Source organism: Alteromonas sp. KUL49 (assembly GCF_006538345.1).
Classification (GTDB): domain Bacteria; phylum Pseudomonadota; class Gammaproteobacteria; order Enterobacterales; family Alteromonadaceae; genus Alteromonas.
The window spans coordinates 121202-147757 of record NZ_BJKL01000012.1 but is presented as its reverse complement, the minus strand read 5'-3'; the positions used below and the strand labels follow the sequence as shown (position 1 = coordinate 147757).

20 protein-coding genes, 1 tRNA gene and 1 pseudogene are annotated in these 26556 nt (G+C 44.9%); 5 read left to right on the top strand and 17 right to left on the bottom strand.

The features are described 5' to 3' along the window. Nucleotides 1-56 precede the first annotated feature (56 nt). From EYS00_RS18180 to rlmE, 16 genes are all read right to left on the bottom strand, one after another. A complete protein-coding gene (locus EYS00_RS18180) occupies nt 57-2495 on the bottom strand; it encodes an alpha-amylase family protein (RefSeq protein WP_130639205.1) in 2439 nt (812 codons plus the stop codon). A 98-nt stretch (nt 2496-2593) separates the two neighbouring features. Continuing rightward, the gene (locus EYS00_RS18175) at nt 2594-3805 is read right to left on the bottom strand and encodes a hypothetical protein (protein ID WP_130639203.1); all 1212 of its coding nucleotides are present in this window, start codon (nt 3803-3805) and stop codon (nt 2594-2596) included. Continuing rightward, nucleotides 3805-5730 (bottom strand): FAD-dependent oxidoreductase, encoded by a 1926-nt coding sequence (locus EYS00_RS18170; protein ID WP_130639201.1) that lies wholly within the window; start codon nt 5728-5730, stop codon nt 3805-3807. Before EYS00_RS18170 ends, EYS00_RS18175 begins: the two co-directional genes overlap by 1 nt. Next, nucleotides 5730-7394, bottom strand: a complete 1665-nt coding sequence (locus EYS00_RS18165; protein WP_130639199.1) for a sulfatase — start codon at nt 7392-7394, stop codon at nt 5730-5732. Before EYS00_RS18165 ends, EYS00_RS18170 begins: the two co-directional genes overlap by 1 nt. Before the next feature lie 182 nt (nt 7395-7576). Next, nucleotides 7577-8206: a bifunctional 4-hydroxy-2-oxoglutarate aldolase/2-dehydro-3-deoxy-phosphogluconate aldolase gene (locus EYS00_RS18160; protein WP_130639197.1), complete on the bottom strand. Its 630-nt coding sequence runs from the start codon at nt 8204-8206 to the stop codon at nt 7577-7579. A gap of 9 nt (nt 8207-8215) precedes the next feature. Then, complete coding sequence (locus EYS00_RS18155; RefSeq protein ID WP_130639195.1) at nt 8216-9229, bottom strand: sugar kinase; 1014 nt, start codon at nt 9227-9229, stop codon at nt 8216-8218. After that, on the bottom strand, nt 9226-10503 hold the full coding sequence (locus tag EYS00_RS18150; protein ID WP_130639193.1) for an MFS transporter: 1278 nt from the start codon (nt 10501-10503) through the stop codon (nt 9226-9228). Before EYS00_RS18150 ends, EYS00_RS18155 begins: the two co-directional genes overlap by 4 nt. A 5-nt stretch (nt 10504-10508) precedes the next feature. Then, on the bottom strand, nt 10509-11663 hold the full coding sequence (locus EYS00_RS18145) for a mandelate racemase/muconate lactonizing enzyme family protein (protein WP_130639191.1): 1155 nt from the start codon (nt 11661-11663) through the stop codon (nt 10509-10511). Next, nucleotides 11660-12367, bottom strand: coding sequence for a GntR family transcriptional regulator (locus EYS00_RS18140; RefSeq protein ID WP_130639183.1), 708 nt, complete (start codon nt 12365-12367; stop codon nt 11660-11662). Before EYS00_RS18140 ends, EYS00_RS18145 begins: the two co-directional genes overlap by 4 nt. Before the next feature lie 136 nt (nt 12368-12503). Beyond that, nucleotides 12504-12589, bottom strand: a tRNA-Leu gene (locus tag EYS00_RS18135). A 12-nt stretch (nt 12590-12601) separates the two neighbouring features. Next, nucleotides 12602-12982 carry a preprotein translocase subunit SecG gene (secG, locus tag EYS00_RS18130; RefSeq protein WP_130639172.1) on the bottom strand — a complete coding sequence of 127 codons (381 nt, stop codon included), beginning with the start codon at nt 12980-12982 and terminating at the stop codon, nt 12602-12604. Nucleotides 12983-12992: 10 nt separating this feature from the next. Beyond that, nucleotides 12993-13712, bottom strand: a complete 720-nt coding sequence (gene tpiA, locus EYS00_RS18125; protein ID WP_130639170.1) for a triose-phosphate isomerase — start codon at nt 13710-13712, stop codon at nt 12993-12995. Nucleotides 13713-13830: 118 nt separating this feature from the next. Then, entirely contained in the window at nt 13831-15174 is a 1344-nt protein-coding gene (glmM, locus tag EYS00_RS18120) for a phosphoglucosamine mutase (RefSeq protein ID WP_130639168.1), read from the bottom strand. An 11-nt stretch (nt 15175-15185) separates the two neighbouring features. Further along, complete coding sequence (gene folP / locus EYS00_RS18115; protein WP_130639166.1) at nt 15186-16010, bottom strand: dihydropteroate synthase; 825 nt, start codon at nt 16008-16010, stop codon at nt 15186-15188. A gap of 90 nt (nt 16011-16100) precedes the next feature. Next, entirely contained in the window at nt 16101-18035 is a 1935-nt protein-coding gene (gene ftsH, locus EYS00_RS18110) for an ATP-dependent zinc metalloprotease FtsH (RefSeq protein WP_130639164.1), read from the bottom strand. 105 nt (nt 18036-18140) lie between these two features. Next, complete coding sequence (gene rlmE, locus EYS00_RS18105) at nt 18141-18770, bottom strand: 23S rRNA (uridine(2552)-2'-O)-methyltransferase RlmE (RefSeq protein WP_130639162.1); 630 nt, start codon at nt 18768-18770, stop codon at nt 18141-18143. A 95-nt stretch (nt 18771-18865) separates the two neighbouring features. Between rlmE and yhbY the strand changes: the two genes are divergently transcribed. Both yhbY and EYS00_RS18095 read left to right on the top strand, forming a co-directional pair. Next, entirely contained in the window at nt 18866-19159 is a 294-nt protein-coding gene (gene yhbY, locus EYS00_RS18100; protein ID WP_130639160.1) for a ribosome assembly RNA-binding protein YhbY, read from the top strand. Between the two features lie 95 nt (nt 19160-19254). Next, nucleotides 19255-20031: an SDR family NAD(P)-dependent oxidoreductase gene (locus tag EYS00_RS18095; RefSeq protein WP_130639158.1), complete on the top strand. Its 777-nt coding sequence runs from the start codon at nt 19255-19257 to the stop codon at nt 20029-20031. A gap of 48 nt (nt 20032-20079) precedes the next feature. Here the strand turns inward: EYS00_RS18095 and EYS00_RS18090 are convergent, their stop codons facing one another. Beyond that, on the bottom strand, nt 20080-22476 hold the full coding sequence (locus EYS00_RS18090) for a Lon protease family protein (RefSeq protein ID WP_130639156.1): 2397 nt from the start codon (nt 22474-22476) through the stop codon (nt 20080-20082). A gap of 180 nt (nt 22477-22656) precedes the next feature. Between EYS00_RS18090 and EYS00_RS18085 the strand changes: the two genes are divergently transcribed. The 3 genes and pseudogenes from EYS00_RS18085 to lptE all read left to right on the top strand — a co-directional run bounded on the left by EYS00_RS18085 (nt 22657) and on the right by lptE (nt 26548). Then, the gene (locus tag EYS00_RS18085) at nt 22657-23190 is read left to right on the top strand and encodes an SRPBCC domain-containing protein (protein WP_130639154.1); all 534 of its coding nucleotides are present in this window, start codon (nt 22657-22659) and stop codon (nt 23188-23190) included. A 224-nt stretch (nt 23191-23414) separates the two neighbouring features. Then, nucleotides 23415-26019 (top strand): annotated as a pseudogene (gene leuS, locus EYS00_RS18080) (leucine--tRNA ligase). Nucleotide 26020: 1 nt separating this feature from the next. Continuing rightward, a complete protein-coding gene (gene lptE, locus EYS00_RS18075) occupies nt 26021-26548 on the top strand; it encodes an LPS assembly lipoprotein LptE (RefSeq protein ID WP_130639152.1) in 528 nt (175 codons plus the stop codon). The last annotated feature ends 8 nt before the right edge of the window (nt 26549-26556 follow it).

The following is a 26556-nucleotide window of genomic DNA, read 5'->3' as shown; positions in this document are numbered from 1 at the left end:
TGTGATCAGTAGCGTGCTTTTTTATAAGGGTTACCGGTGATACCACCGGTAACACATTATTTTGGCGTTACTTCAAGCAGTAACACACCTTCTGAAGGTAGTGTAAAGTCAGAGTTAACGGCGTTCCCTGTCATCATATCGGTCATCGTTACATCTTGACCGCTACGTAATGTCAATGACAATTTAGCCTCGTTGTGTCCAAGGTTTAGCACGTTAACTAGATAGGAACCGTCTTCACGCTGAACTTGACGCCACATAGTGGTTTTAAACGCTTCGCCGTTGTCTTCTTCAATAATAATGTCTTGCGATTCGTTGCCGACATAAGCCATAGCAGCTTGTTTAATTTCCGCAATTCCACTGCCCTCTGGCATTACCACAAGCTTACCTTTGCTTTGCTGTAGTTGTGCGTTGCGAGCTTGGCCGTACTCGTTGAGTGATAAGCTCTCTAACGAATCAAGAACGACTGTACCGCCATTGTCTAAGTAAGATTGAAGTGCTTCAAACTCTTGATCAGTAACGTGACTAGTTTGATAAACTACCACCACATCCCAAAGTCCGTTATCTTGCTTTTGAATAATATTCTGAGTCACAAAGCCAAGCGGGAAGCCTTCAAAGAAAAACTCTTCATAAAGCTTAAAGCGCTCAGTCATGTAGTTTTTCGTGTTAATCGCGGTAGTCTCAGTATAGAAGAATCGCAAGGGGCGTTTTTGTTCACGCAGCGCCACAATCTCTTCAGAGAAACTGTTCAAGTCATACATAACCTGCGTAACTTCATTGGTTACGTGTGGCTGCATATTGTTAGAACCCGCAAACGAGCCAGCGAGGGCAGGATCAAAGAAGTTTAACTCACCCTCTAAGCGATCTTCAGGAGAACCATCTGGGTCCCGAGCCCAGAACCACCCCATGTTTGCATCCATTCCTTGTAGCGTGGCTAACCAGTAGACACTGCGTACATAACTGGTACGCATCTCAAGGTCTCTCCACTGGCCAGAAGACAAGAAGTGAGATTCGGAGTTTACGTTAATTTTGTCTGGCGCCACTGACTCAATGAAATCATGGAACATGCCAACGCCGTTCCAATAGTACGCGTATCGCTCGATCCATGCTGAAGATCTGCCGGGGCGGATATTTGGGCTACCTAATGCTTTGGCATCGTGCCCTATCATAGTCGTCAATTCAGTGAGTGCCTCAACATCGATACCACCCGAACGCTCATTGTACATGAACATACGCGGCATGATTTTTATGTGAGTATCAGCCTCAGGATTAACTGCGTGCAATTCACTTTGCATAAAGGTAAACCAATCGGTTCCTCTATCCATGTTATAGCGGCTCCAGTCGTACCACTTTGGCGTGCCCAACAATACTGGATCGATAGGAATTTCAATCTCTACATCACCAAAATTGGTAAAAGACGTTCCCCAGTTGGTGTTTAAGGATGAGATATCTCCTGAATACTTCCTGTCTAGCCAATCTCTAAATTTATTCAGCGTGTAAGAAGAAATGCTATTCATCTCTTTGTAGCGCTGGGTCCAATGTCCTTTTTCAGCGTACCAGTGAGGTTCGTTGGCGAGTACAAAACCTAACTCGGTGACCTTTTTACCTTTCGTCAACTCAGCGGTACGACGGATAATTTTACCCCACAATTCGCGCGCTAGCGGGTTATCAACGTCAAAACCTGTGAACAAAGAACGACCTTTACGCACTTCAGGTTCACGGGCTTCAACCCATTCAGGGATCCCCATGATCCAATACACCAAAAAGCCGATGTTTGTATCGGGAATAGACGTGAGTTCTTTCATTAATTCTTCGTCGAACGTACCGTCTTCTTTGAGCAAGAAAGAGTTAATTGCGCGGTCGTGGTCAACGGGATAAAGATTCTCACCGCCATGATACAACGCACCGAGGTGGTCGTTATATACATCGGTGTTAGTTAGCGGCTGCCCAACAGTTTTAGAGAAGTAGTCGTAAGGGAAAATTGGCTTACCGTTACTTACAAACATATTGTCTTCTGCAGTGGTGTTTTGCCAGTCAACAAGATTTACCGGACGACGAGTAATTTCACCAGCGAGTACTTGTCGTAAACTTTCTATACCCACGTCTAATATTTGAATGACTTTTTTACGCTCGAAATCCGGTAGCTCTCGCGCTAGTCGCTCTTTGTCCGGCGCGTAATAACGCTCGTATCCGAATAATGCAACCACTGCGTCGTAGTTATCTTCATCCCATTGTGCAAAGGTAAGAAACTGTTCAGAGAACCAAATGATGGTTTTTTCTCGCTGTGTATCAAAGCCCCGTTGCTCCGCCTCGTCCATCATACCTTTAAGTTTGGCGATCTTAACCAAGGCTTCCTGCTCATACACATTCGTACTCGTTTGAACGACTGGTGCAGGTTCAATACTGGTTTGTTGAGGTGGTGTAGCCGCCTGTTGGGAACACGCTGACACGAGTAATGCCAATGGAGCAAGGGTGGCTCCGAGTATTTGGCGTTTCATTTAATTCTCCTTAAAGCACGAGACCAGTAGCAATTGCTGTCTCGAGAGTGATTTTACGTTAATTGAATTCGATTGATGAAAGAAATAGTTAAATATTGCTATAACCTCTCCCTATTGCTTTGTGAAAAACGCACCAAAGTGAGGTTTTGTTCGTCGCTGAGTGTTTGGTTGACTAGGAACCAATACAATGAGCGAGCACTGATAAAATCTAATGTGTTGAGGACATTTGTCAGTGCTTGGTTTATCTGGCTGAAGTCATATGGCTTGCCATTGAGTAACGTTAGGAATTGGTGAATGTGTTGAGGCTTCCAAGTGTTATCAATACTCATCGCAATCTGTGATACTGAGCTGGATAAAATCCCCTCATCATCGGCGTTACGGTCGGATAGCACCTTTAATAAATGTGGGTACAACCAATTCTGCTTTCGATCAAAAAGTACAATAACGTGCTGGTGAAACTCTGAGTGTTGTAGTTGACTCAGATAGTTGAGGTATGCTTGAAGCAACACCATATCCAAAGGGCTAGCATTGGATTGATTCAATCTCTGAGATAGAGCGTTAAATACAACGCTGATCACCCGCTCATTATTAGCCTGATGAAGAGTCAATTGCTCCAATGCAAAAGTAACTTCAGCATCCACACCAGACGCTACAAGCGCAAGCAGTTTTTCTTCACCCAGCTGTGCTCCCGTAAAATCACGCGCTATTTGAGATACAGGACCATGGGCAAAGTGCCATAAGGTGAAACATGTCCATATTGCCTGCTCCACATAATCGTTCTTATTCATCGCGATAGTTGCACCTGAGAGCGCATCTACAGCATTTCCACCGCGTTTTTCGGAAACAAGTTCTTCTTTAACAAGGTAACGCAAACTGTTTTCTGGATTTAGCAAGATGTCGTGAAGCTTGTCGTAGTCGGCAGCTTCAAATGGCAGCGCATTTCCCTTTTCTAGCTCTATTCCTTCAATTAAAGAGTAATGCGTATATTGCCCATAAGGATTCCAGTACATGGTAACCGGATCCACCTTACAAACGTCCTCACCACAATAAACTGATTCAACAGTCATACTGTAACTTTGAATATCGCCATCCGAGTCCTTATGCATGGTGAGAGTCTTAGCCACAGACTCTCCTTCAGTGTTAGCGATGTGTTCAAATTCCACGACTATGGATTTTGAAGTAGTGGATGTTGAGTTCTCATCGTGAGAAGCGGTTGTTCTATATTCACTGCATCCGCCAATCGTGAAAACAACAGCTAAAAGTAAAGTCGCGCCAATACGTGAGAAGTTAGTTACAAGCATTTGCATCATTAGGTGTAAGCTCTAATTTCGTACAAACGTGCTGAGGTTTTCCCGTAGGTTTCTGTCAAGGTTACTCGTAGAGCAGTAACCGTTTGTTTTGGAAAATCTGCGGTGATGAGCCTCGTACGGTTACCCGCTATTGTGCCAACGGATTGCCACTGCCCTCTTACTCGTACTTCAAGTTGCAGCGCTTTGAGCATTTCTTCTGGTACATCATTGCGATAGATACCGTCATTTTTAGAATCTTTGCGCATCATGATGTTGCGCTTAACGTTAGTGTCGCATTTCATCAAAACCCGTGATATTTCTACCGGGCTCTCCCATTCAAGTTGGATGGTAGCGGGTAAATCAATAGACTCCCAATGATTGATGTTACCGTCGATATCTCTGGAAATACCGTTTGTTAAGTTAGTTGCGTTCCCTGATTTAGTCGTGTTTGCAAATATTGCAGATACCTTATTAACTAAATCGTCAGGGTCCTTTGCAGGACGCTTGGGAATGTAAACGTCATCTCTAAGAAGTTGTTCCTGTAGTTCATCAATAAAGGTATTTGCCAAGGTTCTTGGAGATATTCCCTTTTCGCAGCAAAGTGCCGCTGCGGTACCTACTGCTTGACCTTGAAGCGCACAGGTTGCCATGATTCGTGATGACGACAGTGCAATGTGAGTTTGACTCACGTTTCTGCCAGCGAACAATAAGTTTTGAATGTTTCTCGAATATAGGCTTCGAAACGGAAACTGATAAATATTCTCAAAGTGTGCGTGAAAATAGCTGGGTGGTTCGGTTGGATTTTCGATACCCCCAGGGTTGTGTTCATCCAACGACCAGCCACCAAAAGCCACTGCATCTTCAAAATCTTTGTAACCCAACATATCAGGCTCGGAAAGGATGTAGTCTCCAATAAAACGTCGAGATTCCCGCCGTGAAGGCAGAGAACCCACCCAATCAAGCGCCAAATTCTCAGATTCAGGGAAGTTTCCGGAATTCTTTATGTAATCCCAAACGCCATGTAAGTACCCCATGAGCTTGTGACGATTTACTTCTGCATCGGCAATAATATCGTCGTCACTACCCACTTCAATCCACCAAATACCCTCGTGATAAGCGTGGAATTTACGTTTTTTATGGGCCCCATTCTTTTCTGGGTCGTACGCAATAGCCCAGCTTGGCGGTGAATACGGCATGGGCCTACCCATATCTTTGGCCGACATGAGTAACGATGCTCCCATCTGCCAACCATCGGGTTGTTCCGGCGCATACTGCTCATTAAACTCAGCTTTACCCTCTCGCCCAGTACGATACTCAGCACCAGCGCTTGCGGCAAGTAAGCCATCACCAGAACAATCGATGAAAAACTTAGCGTTTATCATAAACTCAGTTTCTGTAGTGAGTTGCCAGCAACGCGCGGTGACTATGTTGTTATCAAGCGTGATGGCTTGAATGGCTTGAGTGTTAAGCAGTAATTCAATATTTGGCTCGCGGATCACAAAGTCGTAAAGCACATGATCCCACACGGGAAAAGACTCTTGCGGGTTTTCGAAACGGTTGTGCAACAGTATTTCTTCAATGATGCCGGTTTCCCTTTCTGGAAGACCATTTTTTAAGTGATTTACACCGTTGAGATGCACACGCATTTCGCTGGAAGCATTACCCCCAAGGACTGGGCGATCTTGCACTAGAATGACTTTTGCGCCGTTTCTGGCAGCCGATACGGCTGCACAAATACCAGCCGCACCTCCGCCAATAACCGCTACATCCACATCTTTGTTTTGTTGTCTACCAGGCGATACAGATTCACCTTTTCCCAAATGAAACCATTTATCAGTAGTGCGAGCAGCCAGTGACTGATCTTGAGAAGCACTTGCCAACCCTGGAGCCATACCCACAGCAGCAACACTTGCTGCACCAAATTTAAAAAAGCTTCTACGTTCCATTAGTGACTACTTCCTTGTTGTGGGAGCGATAAACTCACATAAAGTTGATTGAGTAAATCTGATACAAGCATCTGATTTTCGGCAGCTATGTTGTTGGTTTCGAGTGGGTCTGAGTTTTCATCGTACAACTCGACAAACAGAGGTGGCGCATCTGGCGACGTTTGGTCTAGCCAAGCAATTAATCGATAATCACTAGTCCGCATGGTGTAACCCATGACACCAGTTTCAAATAAGGTTTTGTCCCAGCGGTCTCCCATTTGAACCGCGATATTCTCCTCGACGTCCTCGATGAGGGGTCCAAAGTAGGTTTCTCGCATCCCTCTACGCAATGGAAAAGCCCCCCACTCTCTCAACGCTGGAGTCGGAAACTGGCTAAATGCAGCATGCTTTAAATTCGTCGTTGGTGAGTTGAACAGTGAAACCAATGAAGTTCCATCTTTTGCTGAGGGTTGTGGTAAGCCAGCCATTTCAGCGAGCGTAGGAAAAATATCGATCAGCTCAGCAAGTGCATCTGAAGTCACAGGTTCTCGCTGATTTTGTGCTAATTCTGGGGTCCAAAATACCAAAGGAACTCGTGTGGCTATTTCATAGTTTGATGCCTTACCCCAAATTCCCTTTTCACCCAAGTGGTATCCATGATCACTCCACAATACAATAATGGTGTTATCTAATACCCCGGCATTTTCAAACGCTTCAAGCAACCGACCTATCTGAGCATCAACGTAGCTCACACTTGCCAAGTAGGCGTGCTTTAACTCCCTAGCTTGCGCTTCAGAAATATCACCGTATTTTGGAATATCGTAAAATGTGCGTAGTTCAAAAGATGCGTGTAGTCCCATGGCGGCTCCATTGATGGGAGCATCTTTATCAATAGCAAGTGATATATCTTCAGCATTATACAAGTCCCAATACTGCTTTGGCGCGACCCAAGGAAGATGAGGTTTATTCATTCCAAAACCGAAAAATATAGGTTTGTTAGATGAATTTAGTAAATGCTCCAACGCTGCGATACCCAATTCTGTGTTGTATCCGTCGTGATAGGAATTGTCGGGAGTAACTACTCCCTCTATTGCGGGGCCGCTACCAAAACCAAAACGTGCTTGTGCACCATATTGAGCAATCATCCTCTGTTTGTTTTCACGCTGTATTTCAGTATTCACAGGATCTGCGTAACGAGATGGCTTGGTTACACCATTAAGCAAATCGCGAGAAGGGAGCCAGGTCCAAGATAAATCATCATCTAAGTCTCCATGATGAAAAATCTTGCCCACGTAGGTCGCTTGATATCCATGTTCTACAAAATACTGTGGAATAGTCACTACATTAGGCTGGCTTTCTCGGAACTTGACGTAATTATGAGTAACACCAACAGAGTCCGGTCGCAATCCGGTCATGACGCTGGCTCTGGAAGGACCACATATGGCCTGCTGCGCATATGCTCTGGTGAACTTAATGCCCTCACTCGCAAGCCTATCAATATTTGGTGTTATTGCTTGATCACTTCCATAACTTCCTAATTCAGGGCGAAGGTCGTCGATAGAAATGAACAAAACATGAGGATGTGATTTTGACGGCTGACTAACAATGCAGCCATTTATAGCGAGCACTGTCATCACAAGGAGCAAACTTAACGGCAAAATGTGCTTGTTGCTGTTCAACCTCATAACTCTCACATCACAATAAAACAAACATCATACCTTTATATTGTTAATAGGAAGTGTTGTCAATTGAAAAGTTATCAATTCGTATAGGTTGTTTGAATATTGTTAACGAAGCTTCGGATATTAGAATGGTGGAAGATGAGCGTATTGTTAGATGCAATACGCCCGAAGAGAGAATGTCAGGGCTATCTAGACAAATGACTCAAGAGTACTTTGATGCGCTCTATGACCTCCGCTCGTTCTTCATCACTATTAACAGGTGAAGTTAGACTACCACCAATGCCAACACCTGCAGCACCCGCTTGAAGATAAAGAGGGGTATTCTTCTCATCCAAACCACCTACTGGGAAGAAAGGTAAATCGAGAAACGGGCCTTTGGCTAATGCTTTGAGATATTCTGGCCCAAGGGGTTCTGCAGGAAACAGCTTAATGATGTCTGCGTTAGCCTCTTTTGCGGCAACAATATCTGTGGGAGTAAGTACGCCCATAACTACTGGTACCTGGTTGTCGTGAGCAAATTTCACAACACTCTCTGAAGTATTTGGTGTGACTAAAAATTCTGCACCTGCGTCTATTGCTTGTTTGGCTAATTCTGTATTGGTTATCGTACCTGCGCCTACAAGAAGTGACGGATTTTGCGCTTTAATCTTAGGAATATACTGTTCGTATTTTGGGGTATTGCTGGTTACCTCAACTGCACTAACGCCGGCTTCAACCAGGTAGTCCACAATAGGTAAGATTTCCTCTGGGTCTTTTACCCGTATGATCATAACCAACTTTTGTTCAATAAGTCTGTTGAGTCGCTCAATACGCATTGTTGCTCCTTAGCGAATTACGTAGCCAGAGGTGTTGCCTTGGGCAATCGACAAAATATCTGTCTCGCTGCACAAGTTTTGATCACCATATTGTGTGTGAGATAACGCAAACGCTGCATTAGCAAAATCTATAGCCTGTTGAAGGTCTGAATATTTGGCCAGTCCATGAAGCATTCCTGCTGCGAAAGCGTCTCCGGTTCCCAATCGGTCAAGCACGCCGACTCTTACCTCAGCAGATACTTGGTATTTATCACCACTCGATGGTTTATATACCGCCTGTAAGATATTGGAACTGGCATCACTCTGTTGTCTAACTGTGAACGCAATATCAACATCAAATTGATTGGCGAGTATTTCCATTGACGCTTTCGTAGATTCAAGCGCGCTATCGCTTGAATTAAAGGTAAAGCTGAAAACATCACTCATTACCCCTGCGTTACCGAAGACTAGATCGGTGTATTCTAAGATCTCAGAAAAGTATCGATTAGCATCCTGCCAGTTATCCCATAGGCTGCGTCTAAAATTCATATCAAAGACCACTTTCACACCCCGACGTTTCGCGGTTTTTACTGCTTCCAATGTGGCCAATCGACATTGTTCAGAGAGCGCCAGAGTGATCCCGCCAACAAATAAGGTAGATGCATTGTTGAGTATGCTATCCCAGTTAAAGCTAGCTGCGCTGAGCGCTGCAAATGAGGAGTCAGCGCGATCGTAAACCACTTTGGTAGGTCTTACCGAATACCCAAGCTCAATAAAATAAGTACCTATTCTGTGTTCATCCCGTGAGCAACCTTCCGTGCTAATGCCGTATTTAGACATAACACTTATGGCTTTGTCGCCAATAAGGTTATTGGGAAAAACTGAGACCATATTACAGTCATGGCCAAGATGACTGAGATTTGCTGCAACATTTGCTTCGGCGCCCGCGAAATCTACAGACAAACTGTCGCTGGCGACAAGAAGCGCATGAGGTTGACTAGGTGTAAGCCGCAACATGACTTCACCAAAAAAAACGAAACTCATGGCATAACCCTTTTAGATGATTGATGTTGCACAGGCTCTTCCAGTACTTCCACCTTGCCCACCAGAAACACGTAGGAAAAAAGTCCGACCAACGCCAGTCCAGTGATCATGATCAATGCACCACTGAAATCACCATCTTTCGCAAGGTAGCCAATAGCTACAGGAACGATTACTGCAGCCAAACCACCAATAAAATTGAAGCACCCTCCTACAAGACCAACCATACTTTTAGGTGCAATAAGAGAGACAAACACCCAATTGATTGACGCCAGTCCATTACCAAAAAAACTAATAGATAGAAAAAGCGTCACCAATGCTTGGTTTTCAACAAAATTAGCGCCAACAATCGTACTTGAAAGAAGTAACCCCGCCATAATAGGTGTTTTGCGGGCCACTTCATTCGAAACCCCTTTTTTGACCAGCTTATCTGATAGAAATCCAGACAACAGCACACCACAAAACGCAGCTAAAAATGGTATGGATGCAATAAAACCGGTGTTAAGCTCGCCATAGCCGCGATACTCCGCCAAATATGTCGGGAACCAAGTAAGAAAGAAAATCATGGTGCCGCCCAAGCAGAATTGGCCAATGTACACACCCCACAACTTCTTTTGAGTAAAGGCAAACGCCAAACGCGACCAATTTTCAGAAGCAGAATAATAGGTCACGGCGTGCGTAGAGTCCGGAGAATGGCTGGCTTCTGCATCAGAGGGATCTTTGTAAGCAAAGTACCAGATTGCCGCCCATGCTATACCCACCAGACCTGAAATAATAAATAGTCCTCTCCACCCAAACGTGTGTTGAATAAGGGCGAGAACAGGCATGAGGAAAGCAAGCCCGATAAATTGACCGGAGGTATATACAGCAATGGCACCTGCTCTTTCATTAGCACTAAACCACTCGGTGACTATCTTATTGTTAGCTGGATATGAAGGCGCTTCAAAAAAACCTATCGCCATGCGACAACCAACAATTGCTGAAACCGAACTCACAAGACCTTGCACAATTGTGGCCATAGACCAGGCAACTAGTATGAACGGATACAGTATTCTCACTTTAATCGCATCCACCAACATTCCCCCGGGGATCTGTATTATGGAGTAGGTCCATGCGAATGCAGAAAAAATGAGCCCCATCTGGATCGGCGTTAAGCCAAGTTCTTTCGTCATTGCTGATGCGGCAACAGAAATATTAGTTCTATCCATATAGTTAATGACGACACTAATGAAAATCAGCGCCAATACGGCATACTTTTTACGGGGTGTTCTTTGCATTTGTTTCACCAATTTTGATAGCTGCCGTCAGGCTTGTGTAAACGAGGTGGTTCCCAGAAATTGAACTGACGTTTAATGACTTCTGCTTCATTCACTTCGATGCCTAATCCCGGTGAATCCGGAATAGAAAGCGAACATTCTTTAACGATGGGTCGGGAATTGAAAACAGCGTCATAACCCGTTAAGTCGCCATCATAAGGGGGCCACTCTAGCCAAGCTAAATTGGGAATAGCAGCGCAGTAATGCACTGAAGCAGCAGTGCATAATGGACTTAGGGGATTGTGTGGCATCATGTCGATATACTTCGACTCACATAATGCGGCAATTTTAAGAGACTCTGTAAAACCTCCGGCGTTACAGATATCTACTCGTCCGAAGTCAGTGATACCAAGTTCAATGAAAGGCAGGAACTCCCACTTACTCGAGAACTCTTCACCAATAGCGAGTGGGACATCTGTCATCTCTCTCAATGCTTGGTAGGCGCTCGGAGCCTGAGCTCGGATTGGCTCCTCGATAAAGTCCAGTGTACCTGAAGGCATTTTGTTAACAAACGAAATGGCCTCTGGCACCGTTAACCTGTGATGATAATCAACACCCAGTACGATGCTACTCCCTACTCTTTTTCTTATTTCCGTCAGAATTTCAGCACTTTGTGCAATAGAGCCTCTTGAGCAGAACTCAGTAGAGTTTTTTAAATTTCCATGAACGCCAGTGGTGGTTCTGACTACTTTCCACCCGTTTGCGACTAAGCTATCAACTTCATCAATAAGTGACCGATCATAAGCGCTAGTAGCCGTTGCAAATAACGGAATTGAATCACGCTGCTTGCCACCAATGAGTTGATATACCGGTTGATTTAAAAGCTTACCTAACGCGTCATAGAGGGCGATATCTATGGCTGATATTGCAGCGGAAAGTACTCTTCCACCTTCAAAGTATTGGCTTCGATACATCTCTTGCCAGAGCGCACCAATATGTAACGCAGACTTGCCGATTAAAAATTCACGAAAGTGCTCTATGGCACCCACTACGGCTTTTTCCCGTCCTGAGAGGCCTGACTCTCCCCAACCACAAATACCCTCGCTCGTTTCTACTTTCACTAGAAGCACGTTTCTGTGCCCAAGCCAAAAGGCATAAGGCTTGATGGCGGTAATCTTCATACTTGATGACTTCCTTGTACTCGTTCCAACGCCATTGGAAAAGAATTCGACCAATACTCCCCCCCCTGATCTAGGTGACTTCGCAGTGCTAAAAGCGCTCCGTCAACATCTCCTTGTTCTATACAATTGAGGAGCAGTTCATGCTCTGTAATTGCATCTTTTATACGTTTAGGGCTAATGCTTAATCCAACATGTAGTGCCTGCAAAATGTGCTTTTTTCTTCGCCAGAGGGAAACTGCATCAGCGTTATAGTGACTAGAGTACATTTGCCAATGGAACTCTGTATCGAGCGTGCGAAATCGATAAGAATCATCAACGCTTAAGTTTTTCATTTCACGTAACGTTTGTTTCAAGTCTTCGATATTCGCAGAGCTAGCATTTTCTACAAACCACGAGAGTAGATAAGGTTCTAAAAGTTGCAGCAGTTCAAAGGCATTCTTCATAGTTTGATATTCAAACCTTGCTACACGGGCACCACTGTTCTTCTTGAACGTGACAAACCCTTCACCCTCTAACCGCTTCAAGGCCTCTCTTACCGGATTGATGCTCGTTCCGTGTTGTTCAGCGATTGACGTTGTGACCAGACGGTCGCCACTTTTCAACGTTCCACTCGCGATATCCTCGAGTAGCTTGTGATATAGGGAATCTTCGGAAGCAACGGAAACTCCCGAAATAATATGATGATTGCTAACTGGTTTAAGCACCGATGGCCTTTGTAATTGCACACAATGCAATTACGATTACACACAACATCAACAAATTCAACAGTTTATTGTTAACAATATAGAATACTAATTTTAGGCAAAAAAAAGCCCGGTTAGAAAACCGGGCTTTTCAGATTGGTGCGGAAAGCGGGACTTGAACCCGCACGAGCTATGCTCACCACCCCCTCAAGATGGCGTGTCTACCAATTCCACCACTTCCGCGAAAACTTGCTATTAATTACCGTCTGGTACGTCAGTATCTTCAGCGGCGGGTACATCGTCTGATGCCGCTTCAACTACTGGAACATCTTCACTTGCTGGAACAGGAATTTCCACTGTTACCGGCGCTTGAAGTACTTCGAATTCATCTTCTGCACTATCGCGATTTGCAGTAAGATTACCTAAAAATAAGCTCACTGCAAAAAATAGCGTTGCTAAGATTGCTGTAGTGCGAGTCATAAAATTACCTGAACCCGATGAACCAAACACAGTGTTTGAACCACCTGAACCAAATGACGCGCCCATGTCTGCACCTTTACCTTGTTGAATAAGTACGAACCCGATAAGCAATAACGCTACAATCAAGTAAGCAACAAGAAGTACTTCGTAAATCATAATTACCTCGTCAGTTTGCCGCTTGGCAAATTGAAACAAAATCGTCCACTTTCAAACTTGCGCCGCCAATAAGACCACCGTCTACGTCTGGCTGAGCAAATAATGTTTGCGCATTATCAGGCTTTACGCTTCCACCGTATAGAATACGCAGGCCTTGAGCGAGTTCACTGTCTATGCTGGCAAAATAGCCACGGATAAACTGATGAACTTCTTGCGCTTGCTCTGGTGTCGCTGTCTTACCAGTCCCAATAGCCCATATTGGCTCGTAGGCAATGACTGATTGCTCGAATTCAGCAACACTTAAGTTATCTTTTAATGCATCTAATTGTGCACTAATAAAGGCTTCAACTGTATCGCTTTCGCGCACATCTAGGGGCTCGCCTACACATATTAATGGTATTAGCCCAGCATTTATCGCTGCTTTCGCCTTTAATGCAACAAGTGCATTTGATTCGCCATGATCTTCACGGCGCTCTGAGTGACCTACAATCACATACTTGCAACCAAACTCTTTGAGCATTGAAGTCGAGATGTCACCTGTATGTGCACCGCTATCAAACTCACTTACGTCTTGACCGCCAGTAGCTAAACTGTCGCTTTTGAATAAATTAAGATACGGAGAAGGTGGGCAAATTAACACATCAAAATCGAATGTAATCTCATTAAATGCGTTTTCAAACTCAGTAACTAATGACGAATTACCATTCATTTTCCAGTTACCGGCTACCATTGGCGTTCTTATTTTTTATTCAAACTTCAGACCTTAGCCCTGTCTCAAAGCGGGCGTGATATTAACTATTTCAATTGGATTATACAAGTATAAAACTCGAAATTTCTCGATATGCCAATCAATTGGCGACTTTACGAACAGTTTGTGCGATGTGTTCCGCCCAATTCTTTGATTCGCTCTCGTTATCAGATTCTACCATAACTCGAATCAAAGGTTCAGTGCCGCTTTTTCTCAGTAAAACTCGACCGTGTTTTCCTAAGTTTTCTTCAGCTTCAGCTTTTGCCTGCTGAATATGAGTATTCGCAAGAATATCTTCACCCGTATCTTTGTATCGAACATTAATTAGGGTTTGTGGATACATATCAAAACCCGAGCTTAAGTCATGCAGATCCATATCTGAGCGCAACATGGCGCCAATCACCTGTAGCCCAGCGACTATACCGTCTCCGGTTGAAGAGGTAGATAAATTAAGCACATGTCCAGAGTTTTCACCGCCAATGAGCCAGCCTTTCTGCTGCAATAGTTCCATTACATAGCGGTCGCCGACTTTGCTGCGTGCAAATGGCACACCTAACTTATTTAGAGCGAGTTCAAGGCCTAGATTACTCATGAGCGTCCCTACCACGCCGCCTTGAAGACGCCCGTTTTTAAGGGCGTCACGGGCCAACATATACACAATTTGGTCACCGTCGATAATGTTGCCAAGGTGATCGACCATCATGATACGGTCACCGTCACCATCAAGAGCAAAACCTAAGTCAGCTTGTGTTTCGAGAACGGCTTCAACTACCCCGCCCATAGACGTTGCACCGACGCCGTCATTGATATTGAGTCCATTGGGTGAAGTGCCTATTTCAATGACGTTAGCACCGAGTTCGCGAAGTACATCTGGTGCAATGTGATAAGTTGCACCGTGAGCACAGTCCACAACAATCTTTAAACCGGTTAAGGACAATTTTGTGGGGAAGGTACCTTTACAAAATTCTATGTAACGGCCAGCAGCATCATTGATTCGCGTGGCTTTACCCAACTTGTCAGAGGCAACACACGTCATCGGCTCATCGAGCAGATCTTCAATGGCGCACTCTATTTCATCGTCTAGTTTGAAACCGTCAGAAGAGAAGAACTTAATGCCATTATCATAGTATGGATTGTGCGATGCACTGATAACTATGCCCGCCTCAGAGCGAAACGTCTTCGTAAGGTATGCAATTGCTGGCGTTGGCATGGGACCCAACAAACCAATATCGATGCCTGCCGCAGAAAGCCCAGCTTCGAGACAAGACTCGAGCATATATCCTGAAATGCGCGTGTCTTTTCCGATCAACACCTTATTGGTGCCACGGCCAGCGAGTACCTTACCCGCAGCCCAACCAAGTTTGGTTACAAATTCAGGGTTGATAAAGCTTTCACCAACCTTGCCACGAATACCATCAGTTCCAAAATACTTGCGTTCGCCCATACTTTTTATCCTTATTCTACTTCGCGCATCATCTTAACAATACGAACTGCGTCCATCGTCTCTTGAACATCGTGAACGCGAAAAATTTGTGCTCCCATTTGTGCAGCAATTGTAGCGAGAGCAATACTTCCAGCCAAGCGTTCATCCAACTTTCTGTCAAGTAATTGTCCAATCATTGATTTTCTTGACATACCCACCAGCAACGGAAACCCGTGTTTCATTAATTCTGGAAGTTTTTTGAGCAGAAGATAATTGTGTTCGAGTGTTTTACCAAAACCAAATCCAGGATCGAGAAGTATTCTATCTGTGCTTATACCAGCCCTCTCACAATCGCTTACTCTGCCAAGCAAAAAGTCGGTAACCTCATCAACAACGTTATTGTACAAGGGATTGTCTTGCATTGAATCCGGCTGGCCTTGCATATGCATTAAGCACACAGGTACGCCGACTTCACTCGCTACTTCAATGGCACCGGGAAGTTGCAGTGCTCTTACGTCGTTGATAAGTCCAGCGCCTGCTGAAACTGCCTCTTTCATGACTTGTGGTTTACTAGTATCGACAGAGATTACGCAATCAGTGTGGTTTCGAAGGGCTTCTATGACAGGAATAACGCGATCTAACTCTTCTTCGACACTTACCGGTGCGGCGCCAGGTCGAGTGGACTCACCGCCAACGTCAATAAACGTTGCCCCTTGCTCTATCATTTTATTGGCGTGTTTCACCGCACTGGTAAATGTATTGTGCTTACCACCATCAGAAAATGAATCAGGCGTTACGTTGAGGATCCCCATTACATGGGGAAACGAAAGATTTAAATTATGAGAGCCAAATTGCATAGAAAACCTTAGGACAATCTGATTGAAACAAGATAAAAAAAACGCCAGTGTTAATTCTGGCGTTTTCAAAAGCTTTATAGCTGTTAGCAGTTAGCTAGGTACGTCACCCGGATTACCTACTGACGGCTTAGTATCGTCGCTACTTTTAGTCGCAGATTCACCACCAGTTGGCTTGTCGTCGCTAGACGGTTTTCTGTCATCCCAATCTGATGGTGGACGAACAGGTCGACGTTCCATTAAGTCATCTACTTGCTGAGCATCGATGGTTTCATATTTCATTAACGCATCTTTCATTGCTTCCAAAATATCTCGATTCTCTTCGAGTATTTTTTCAGCGCGAGCGTAGTTGCGATTAATGATGTCTTTAACTTCTTCATCAATGGCTAACGCAGTTTGGTTCGACATTCTGATTGAATTCGATGAAGAGCGACCTAAGAATACCTCGCCTTCTTCTTCTGCGTACAACAAGGGCCCCATTTTGCTTGATAGTCCCCACTGGGTCACCATTTTACGAGCAATACTTGACGCACGTTCAATGTCGTTTGAAGCACCTGTCGTTACACCCGCTTCACCAAGCGTCATCTCTTCAGCGATACGACCACCATACAAACTAGAAATCATGCTCTCTAAATGCTGTTTACTATGGCTGTACTTATCTTCCTCTGGCAAATACATAGTTACACCAAGCGCTCGACCGCGAGGAATAATTGACACTTTGTAAACGGGATCATGCTCAGGAACCAAACGCCCAACAATAGCGTGACCTGCTTCGTGATACGCCGTGTTGGTTTTTTCTTCCTCAGACATCACCATAGACTTACGCTCTGAGCCCATCATGATCTTATCTTTGGCTTTCTCAAACTCTTCCATTGCAACCAAGCGTTTGTTACTGCGAGCAGCAAACAGAGCAGCTTCGTTGACAAGGTTAGCTAAGTCAGCACCAGAGAAACCAGGTGTACCACGGGCAATGAGCGCTGGCTCCACGTTGTCAGCGATCGGCACTTTACGCATGTGAACTTTAAGAATTTGTTCACGGCCGCGAATATCTGGAAGACCAACGACTACTTGACGGTCAAAACGACCAGGTCGTAGCAGCGCTGGGTCTAATACGTCTGGGCGGTTAGTTGCAGCTATGACGATGATACCTTCGTGGCCTTCAAAACCATCCATCTCAACCAACATTTGGTTAAGTGTTTGCTCACGCTCGTCGTGACCACCACCTAAACCTGCACCACGTTGGCGACCAACGGCGTCGATCTCGTCGATGAAGATGATGCATGGAGCTGACTTTTTCGCTTGCTCAAACATGTCGCGAACACGAGATGCACCCACACCCACAAACATTTCAACAAAGTCAGAACCAGAGATACTGAAGAACGGTACTTTTGCTTCACCAGCAATAGCCTTGGCAAGCAGCGTTTTACCTGTTCCTGGCGGACCAACCATGAGAACGCCTTTAGGGATCTTACCGCCAAGCTTTTGGAATTTAGAAGGGTCACGTAGGAAGTCAACCAATTCAGCAACGTCTTCTTTTGCCTCGTCGCAACCTGCAACATCGGCAAAAGTCGTATTAATTTGATCTTCGCCTAGCAAACGCGCTTTGCTCTTACCGAATGACATTGCGCCGCGGCCACCGCCGCCTTGCATCTGACGCATGAAGAAAATCCACACCCCGATAAGCAATAGCATTGGGAACCATGAAACAAACAAGGTTGTTAGGAACGATGTTTCTTCTGGCGGTTCGCCATACACACGCACGTTGTAACGGACAAGGTCAGAAATTAACTTGTCATCGAAATAAGGAACAAAGGTGCTGAAGGTTTCGCCAGAACGCTTAGTACCGCGAATTTCTCCGCTGTTATTTATGCGTACTTCACGAATATTGCCCTGCTCAGCTTCTTTTAGGAATGTTGTGTAGTCAGTTTGCGAGCGAGACGATTCACTGGGTGAAAAGCTCTGAAAAACCGACATTAACACAACGGCGATAACCAACCATAAGATTAAATTTTTTGCCATATCGCTCAATGCTACTAACCTCTAAAAAAACGACTAATTCTTATCGACCAATGTTGGTTTTTACACCGTATTGTTCATGAATCACTCGCAACGAATCTCGTTACCTTAAGCCTACTACACTTTATAACCGCAAGCCACCAAATAGACTTCTCGGGAACGGGAGCGAGAAGAATCAGGCTTACGTGTTTTTATACTCTTAAACGCGCTTCTTAGCTCACGAAAATACTCATCAAATCCCTCGCCTTGGAAAACTTTTATTACAAAATTCCCACCGGGCTTGAGTACCTGATGACACATATCTAACGCTAACTCACACAAATACATGGACCTTGCTTGGTCTACCGATGCGTTCCCAGACATGTTAGGTGCCATATCAGAGAATACAACATCGACGGTTTTCCCGCCGATTCTATTCAGTAATGCATCGAGTACCGCCTCTTCACGAAAGTCACCTTGAAGGAAATCGACACCCACAATTGGGTCCATTTCCAAAATGTCGCAAGCGATAACCTGACCTTTGTCGCCAACAAGCTGGGCAGCCAGTTGCGACCATCCACCAGGCGCTGCCCCCAAATCTACCAGTGTCATGCCCGGTTTGATTAGCTTGTCTTTTTGCTGAATCTCTTCGAGTTTATACACGGCACGGGAGCGCCAACCTTCCTTCTGTGCTTTTTGCACATAATGGTCGTCAAAATGTTCTTTTAGCCAACGTTTACTGCTGGCAGAGTGCTTCTTTTTTGTCATTCCAGTACAATGTCATTAGGATTGTAGAGAAGATGGCGTTAGAATACGCGTTTTCAAGCTTTAACTTATAGATTAATTTCAAGAAAATTGAATACATGAAACTTTCAAATAAACAAAAACAATTTCTCAAAGGCCTAGCACACCCGCTTAAGCCTGTTGTTCAACTTGGCGCAAACGGCCTTACAGAAGGCGTTGTAGCTGAGATCGACAACGCCTTGAGTCACCATGAACTGATAAAAGTTAAGGTGCCTTCTGAAGACAGGGAAGAGAAAGGGTTAATCATGGATGCAATCGTGCGTGAGACCAATGGCGTGAAGTTACAGGTGATTGGGCATACACTGATTCTATTCCGTCAAAGCGACGAGTGTAAAATTCAGTTGCCAAAATAGCAGATATATCGGTGCGCAGGCTTTGGCGCACCGTAGCTTTCCCACAAACATCCCATTAACATAGTCATCACTTCATTATTACACATGGGAAGCTGATGATACTTCAATGTAGTACTGCGATTGTTACAGGTGGTTGTTCTGGCCTTGGTTTGGCCACTGCCACAGCACTTAGAAACGCCAACATGAATGTTTGCCTATTCGACATCAACCAAGAAGCGGGTAACGCTTGTGTTGAGCAACTCGGTAGTTCACAAACCTTATTTGCAAAAGTGGACGTTCGCAACGAAGAAGACATTACGGCAGGTCTAGCACTCGCAAAATCAACGTTTGGCGATATTCACCTACTTGTTAACTGTGCAGGTATTGCTCCTGCAAAACGACTGCTAAATCGCGATTCAAAAGCCATGCCTTTGGCAGACTTTCAGCAAACCATTGATATCAATTTAGTCGGTAGCTTTAATGTGGCGAGACTTGTCGCCCAAGCGATGGCAGAACAAGCGCCTTGCAACGGCGAGGGTGAACGTGGAGTCATAGTAAACACGGCATCTGTGGCGGGTTATGAGGGACAAATTGGCCAATGTGCCTATGCCGCGAGTAAAGGCGGTATTATAGGTTTAACCCTACCTATGGCTCGTGACCTCGCTCCTTTAGGAATACGAGTAAACACAGTCGCGCCAGGCATCATGGGCACCCCCATGCTACTTGCCATGCCTGAAAACGTTCAAGATGCCCTCGCGCAAAATGTTCAATTTCCTAAGCGCCTAGGGTTACCTGAAGAATATGCCAAACTAGTCATGCATATCGCGGAAAACAGCTACATGAACGGAGAGACCATCAGGCTAGATGGCGGCCTGAGAATGCCACCGAAGTAAATACTTGCAGGTATCGTAATTAGTGTTTTCAATAGAGGCGGTGACGGGCTACTCCCCTTCACCACCATTTACCATCAGTGCAATATTATAAAGACGATTAACTGCGTGATAGTTGATGGAGTTTTTAGGATACCTACCCTTTGAGCTGAGTTTGCCAGCCTCTTGTTGCATGAGTAGCTCTAACGCCTCGTCGACAGTTTTAACCGTGTAAATGCTAAACAGCCCCTGCTCTACCGCCTCAACTACGGTTTTGTCCAACACTAAATTAATCGCATTAGAGTGAGGAATGACCACACCTTGATCACCGTTCAATCCACGATGACAACACAAATCAAAAAAGCCTTCGATTTTCTCATTAACACCACCTACTGCTTGTACTTCACCGTATTGATTAATGGATCCGGTGATGGCCAGCGTCTGTAGACAAGGGATCTCCGTTAACGCAGATATCAGTGCCACAAGCTCACCCAAAGAGGCACTATCGCCGTCTATATGACCATAGGACTGCTCAAGAGCAATGTTAGCCGAGAGGGTCAGCGGAAAGTGTTGTGCGTATTTGTTACCTAAATACCCATTAAGTAGCATCACACCTTTTGAGTGAATAGGTTGCCCTAGTTCCACTTCTCGCTCAATATCGACTACCCCACTCGCTCCGGCGAATACGGTTGATGTAATGCGTGCTGGTGTACCGAAAGCCGTATCACCAACATCAAGCACGGTTAGCCCATTGACCTTTCCTATCGCTTTCCCTTCCGTAGCAATCAGTACATGACCTTCTTTGATGTCGTTGAGCAATGTTTGACTGACTCTGCCGGTTCGGCGTTTTTTTGCATTCAGAGCTACATTAAGGTGCGCTAATTGGAGTTCAGTTTGTTGAGCCTTTACGCAGTAATAATGGGCTTCATTCACGAGTTCTATAACATCAGCAAAGTGAGCGGATAGTTTTTCCTGATGTTCAGCCATGCGCTGTGAATATTCCACCAGCCTGCACATAGCGTCTGTTGATATACTCTCTAGGCCCAATCCTGTGATGTGAGACCTTACCTTACCGATAAAATCAAAAGTTGATGATTTTGAAATGCCAATTTCTTGATCGAAATCAACGAGAACTCTGAACAACTCAGCAAATTCATCGTCATAATCTTGAAGGGTGTAATACAGTGACCGCGAACCCAAAAGGATGATTTTGACATTGACATCGATAGGTTGGGGGTTGAGCGTAATGGCATTAACCATGCCCACGTCTTGTTGAGGTAAGTCCATTTTTAACTGACCTGACTTCACCACCAACTTAAGGGTATCCCATACAAAAGGTTGCTCGACAAGTTGATCCATATCCAGTAACAAATAGCCGCCATTAGCCCGGTGCAATGCCCCTGGTTGAATCATACTGAAGTTGGTAAACACGCTGCCGTGATTACTGGTGTACTCCACTTTACCAAAGAGATTTTGATACGTTGGATTTGCCTCATATATGACGGGTGCAGCATCCCCGACTTTGTGAGATACCAACACATTTGGCAAAAACTGCTCTTCCAGAAAGCCTTTTTTGTCGAATTCGTCGCTCTTATCTTCTTTTCTCTCTTCACTTAATAAAAGCAACATGGCATCGACAAGGGAGACTTTTAGCTGGCGAAGATACTTTATAATACCCAACTCACCTGCATAGGTATGTTCTAACGCCTTTAACAACGGTTTGATACTTTGTTCAGCAGTAGTACGGTCGAGCGTTTTCAATGCACCCGCGTTTTCTCGCTTCCAAGCTGGCAAACTCAGTAAGCTCTCACTCAGCCGATTTTCCAGCTCATCGATTAAATCGTAAAAATACTGACGTGATTTGTCATCGAAACGAGCAAACTCTTTGTCGTTGAGTGGTTTACCCTCTACGATGGGAGAAAAACTGATAGTACCGTCTTCTTCATACATTGCAACGTCGTTAGCTTGAGCATAGCGTTCTACGCTCTCGATGGCTTTATCGTATTTTTGCTCAAAATCTCGCGTAATTGATGCTTTTCTGCGTTGGTACCCCGGGTTATCAAACGCTACGGGGTAAGTATCTAGAACATCGTCGATAAGTTGAGCAATATCTTTGCGGAACGCTTTTGCACCACTGGGTGAGAAGCGCAGTGCAATTGGTGCTCTCTCGTCATCAAAGTTATTGATATAACACCAATCATCAGGCGCAGATAACGCTGCGACTTGCCGTTCGATGTAGTCTTTAACCAGTGTAAAACGACCTGTAGAGGGTTCCCCCATGACGTATAGATTGTAACCTTTTGCATTAATGCCCAATCCAAAAGTCAACGCTTCTCGGGCACGCTCCTGCCCAATAAAGGTTGCCTGCAACACGTCGTCATCATGTAATGCGCTCTCTACTAGGTCGCGATTGATACCGGGAGACAAGGCACTGGAGTTTAGTGCCGAATACTGAATCTGGCTTGGCATGGTCTTCTTTATAAAGTACTTTACGCTAAGTGAAACCCTAATTGACTAATGTGTCAAACGCTAGTCAGTCAAACCCTTGTATTAGCTGGGTAAATGATGAACAAATAGCCAAATTTAACATAGCTACAGTCAAACCCTGATTTTCAAGTGATATTCAAGCGTCTTTACACTGGAGTCTTTATGATAAACCGCTCAGCGCTCAACTTTTTGATAGCAACGTTGATAGTAATCTCGCCAGTCTGCTTCTCAGAAGTTACACGATCTTCAAATTACGGTTTTTCGTTGACTAACAGTATCCATACAAAAGCCAGTGACAAAGCGTTATATCAAGCGCTTGTAAACCGTGTAGACCAATGGTGGCCAAAAGATCATTCATGGTGGGAAGGTACAATGCGAATCGATGCTTTTGCCGGCGGCTGTTTCTGTGAAACTTCCGATAATCAATCAGCCGAACATATGCGGGTCTCAATGGTTGTACCCAATCAAAAACTGGTAATGATTGGTGGCTTAGGTCCACTTCGTGATATGGGGTTGTCAGGGGCATTGGTCTGGTCAATAACCCCATTTGACGAGGGTACTCGCATTACTCTGACTTACACTGTCAACGGCGTCATTGAGAGCAACGCAGAGGGATTGGCCGCTATTGTAGACCAAGTGCAACTTCAACAACTTTCTGCGCTGGTGACCTACAGTGAACTGCAACAGGTCGATTAACTCAAGCGGTAGAACACCATCATTCTCGCTGCTTGTTCAATTTTTCAACCACAATACAAGATTTTGTCGTCAATATGGGTAAATCTATTGAGGCGTTCATCGTCGCTAGGTTATTCTATGGCGCTATAATTTTTAGAAACAGCAAAAAATTAAACGTTGCCTGCGTTTTCACTCGCTGTTTTAAGACAAATATTTAATTTTACTAAAGCGGAAGCCTCAGTTTCATGGCCGATAATCAGTACAACCCGAAAGATATAGAACAAAAAGTTCAGCAATACTGGGAAGACAATCAATCATTCAAAGCGAACGACGAACCTGAAAAAGAGAAGTTTTACTGTCTCTCTATGTTCCCGTATCCAAGTGGCCGACTCCATATGGGCCACGTTCGTAATTACACCATTGGTGATGTGATTAGTCGTTACCAGCGTATGCAGGGTAAAAATGTACTGCAACCTATGGGTTGGGACGCATTTGGTTTGCCAGCAGAAAACGCGGCTATTAACAACAATACGGCTCCTGCAAACTGGACTTATTCCAATATTGATTACATGAAAGGTCAACTTCGTTCTTTGGGTTTTGGATATGATTGGGACCGCGAAGTAACCACATGTAAATCTGATTATTACCGCTGGGAGCAGTGGTTCTTCACTCGCCTTTACGAAAAAGGTTTAGTGTATAAAAAGAACTCCACGGTTAACTGGGATCCTATTGACCAAACGGTATTAGCGAATGAACAGGTCATTGATGGTCGCGGATGGCGCTCAGGCGCTCTAGTGGAACAAAAAGAAATTCCACAGTGGTTCATTAAAATTACAGACTATGCTGAAGAACTCTTGTCTGACCTCGAGCAGTTGGAAGAGTGGCCAGATCAAGTACGCGCAATGCAAGCAAACTGGATTGGTCGTTCTGAAGGTGTTGAGATTACCTTCCCACTCGAAGCGAATGATAGCGACATTACTGACCTAACGGTTTACACCACTCGCCCGGACACTTTTTACGGCGTAACGTATGTAGCAGTAGCTGCGCAGCATCCTCTTGCTGAGTTTGCGGCGGCATCTAATCCGGAATTAGCTGCCTTTATTGACGAATGTAAAAACACCAAAGTGGCGGAAGCCGAGCTTGCCACTATGGAGAAAAAGGGTTGTGCAACGGGCCTTACCGTCACTCATCCACTAACCGGTGAAACATTACCTGTTTGGGTAGCAAACTTTGTGTTGATGGATTACGGCTCGGGTGCGGTAATGGCAGTACCAGGCCACGATCAGCGGGACTGGGAATTTGCCACTAAGTACGATTTAAACATTAAACAGGTTATCGCTCCTGCGGCTGACGCCAAAGAAGAGTGTGACTTAAGCGCATCCGCTTACACTGAAAAAGGGACACTGATCCACTCTGATAAGTTCGACGGATTAGCCTTTGAAGAGGCCTTTGACAGTATTGCGAGTGAATTGGAAGCCAAAGGTTGTGGCGAGCGCAAGGTGAACTATCGTCTTCGCGACTCGGGGGGTTAGTCGTCAGCGTTATTGGGGTTCTCCCATTCCAATGCTTAATCTTGAGAATGGTGAATCTGTACCAGTTCCAGCCGATCAGTTGCCAGTAGTATTACCTGAAGACGTTGAGATGGATGGCGTTACGTCACCTATTAAGTCAGATCCGGAGTGGGCAAAAACCACCTTCAATGGTGAGCCAGCGCTACGTGAAACGGATACTTTCGACACCTTTATGGAGTCCTCTTGGTACTACGCACGTTACACGAGTGCACAAAACACTGATGGAATGCTAGACCCAACATCTGCTAACTACTGGTTACCGGTGGATCAGTATATCGGTGGAATTGAGCACGCTATCCTTCACTTATTGTACTCACGCTTCTTCCACAAATTGTTGCGTGACGAGGGCTTAGTAGAGTCAGATGAGCCGTTCAAACGTTTGTTGTGTCAAGGTATGGTGCTTGCTGATTCTTATTATCGTGAAGACGAAAAAGGTAAGAAAACTTGGTTTTCACCTACCGATGTAGAAACTGAGAAAGACGAAAAAGGTCGCATTGTAAAAGCATGGTTAGCTGCAGACGGTGAGCCTGTGCTTCATGGTGGCATGACTAAAATGTCTAAGTCGAAAAACAATGGTATTGACCCACAACAGGTTATCGACCAATACGGTGCAGACACCGTTCGACTATTTACCATGTTCGCTGCACCACCAGAGCAAACATTGGAGTGGGTAGACTCAGGTGTTGAGGGCGCGAATCGCTTCTTGCGTCGTATATGGAAACTCGTTTCAGAACACATCGCGAAAGGTGATGTTGCGGCCCTAGACGTTAAAACACTGTCGAAAGACCAGCAAGCTTTACGTCGTGAAGTACACAAAACTATCCAAAAGGTCACTGATGACTTAGGTCGCCGTCAAACCTTTAATACTGCGGTAGCTGCGGTGATGGAATTGCTAAATCACTTACAAAAAGCACCTCAAGACAATGCGCAAGACTTAGCGGTTATGCGCGAAGCTGTGGAATCTGTGCTCTTGATACTTAACCCAATTACCCCGCACATTTCACATACCTTGTGGCAAGCTTTGGGTCACAGCAAGGACATCGAGAACGAAGCATGGCCAAAGGCTGATCCGAGTGCCTTGGTAGAGGACGAAAAACTCATTATCGTTCAAGTTAATGGTAAAGTTCGCGCCAAGATGACAGTGGCAGCGGATGCGAGTAAAGACGCTATCGAAGACGCAGCTAAATCCCAGCCCAATGTTCAACAGTTCATCGACGGTAAAACGATACGTAAAGTCATTGTTGTCCCGGGCAAACTTGTCAATATTGTGGCGAACTAAAATGCGTAAACTCCTCTGGTTAGGGCTGGTTATCCTGTTGTCGGCAGCGACAACAGGATGCGGTTTTCAGCTTCGTGGTGCCCCTGCACTACCCGACAATGTTGATAACGTGGTTGTCACTAGCTTTGTGCTGCACGCTCCTATGGAGCGCACATTGCGCAAGCGTTTACAACTCTATGGCTTGAATGACCTATCAATAGAAGACGTTGAAGACGCTGATGTACCGGCTATTGCTATTCATTTGGCACCAGAGGACTTAAAACGCCAATTGCTATCTGTTTACGCATCTGGACAAGTTGCTGAATACGAACTTGTTTTTAACGTTCGATATAGAGTGACCTTTCCAGGAAAAGCTCCTCTAGACACACAATTTGAAATCGTCAGAGATTATCAAGATGATCCTGACCAAGTGTTGGCGAAAACACGTGAGCTCGAACTTGTGTTGGAAGAGATGCGCAAAGAAGCTGCAGATATCATTATTCGCCGATTGGCTAACCAAGCCACTCTTGTTTCACCTGCGTCAACGTAACTCACCTC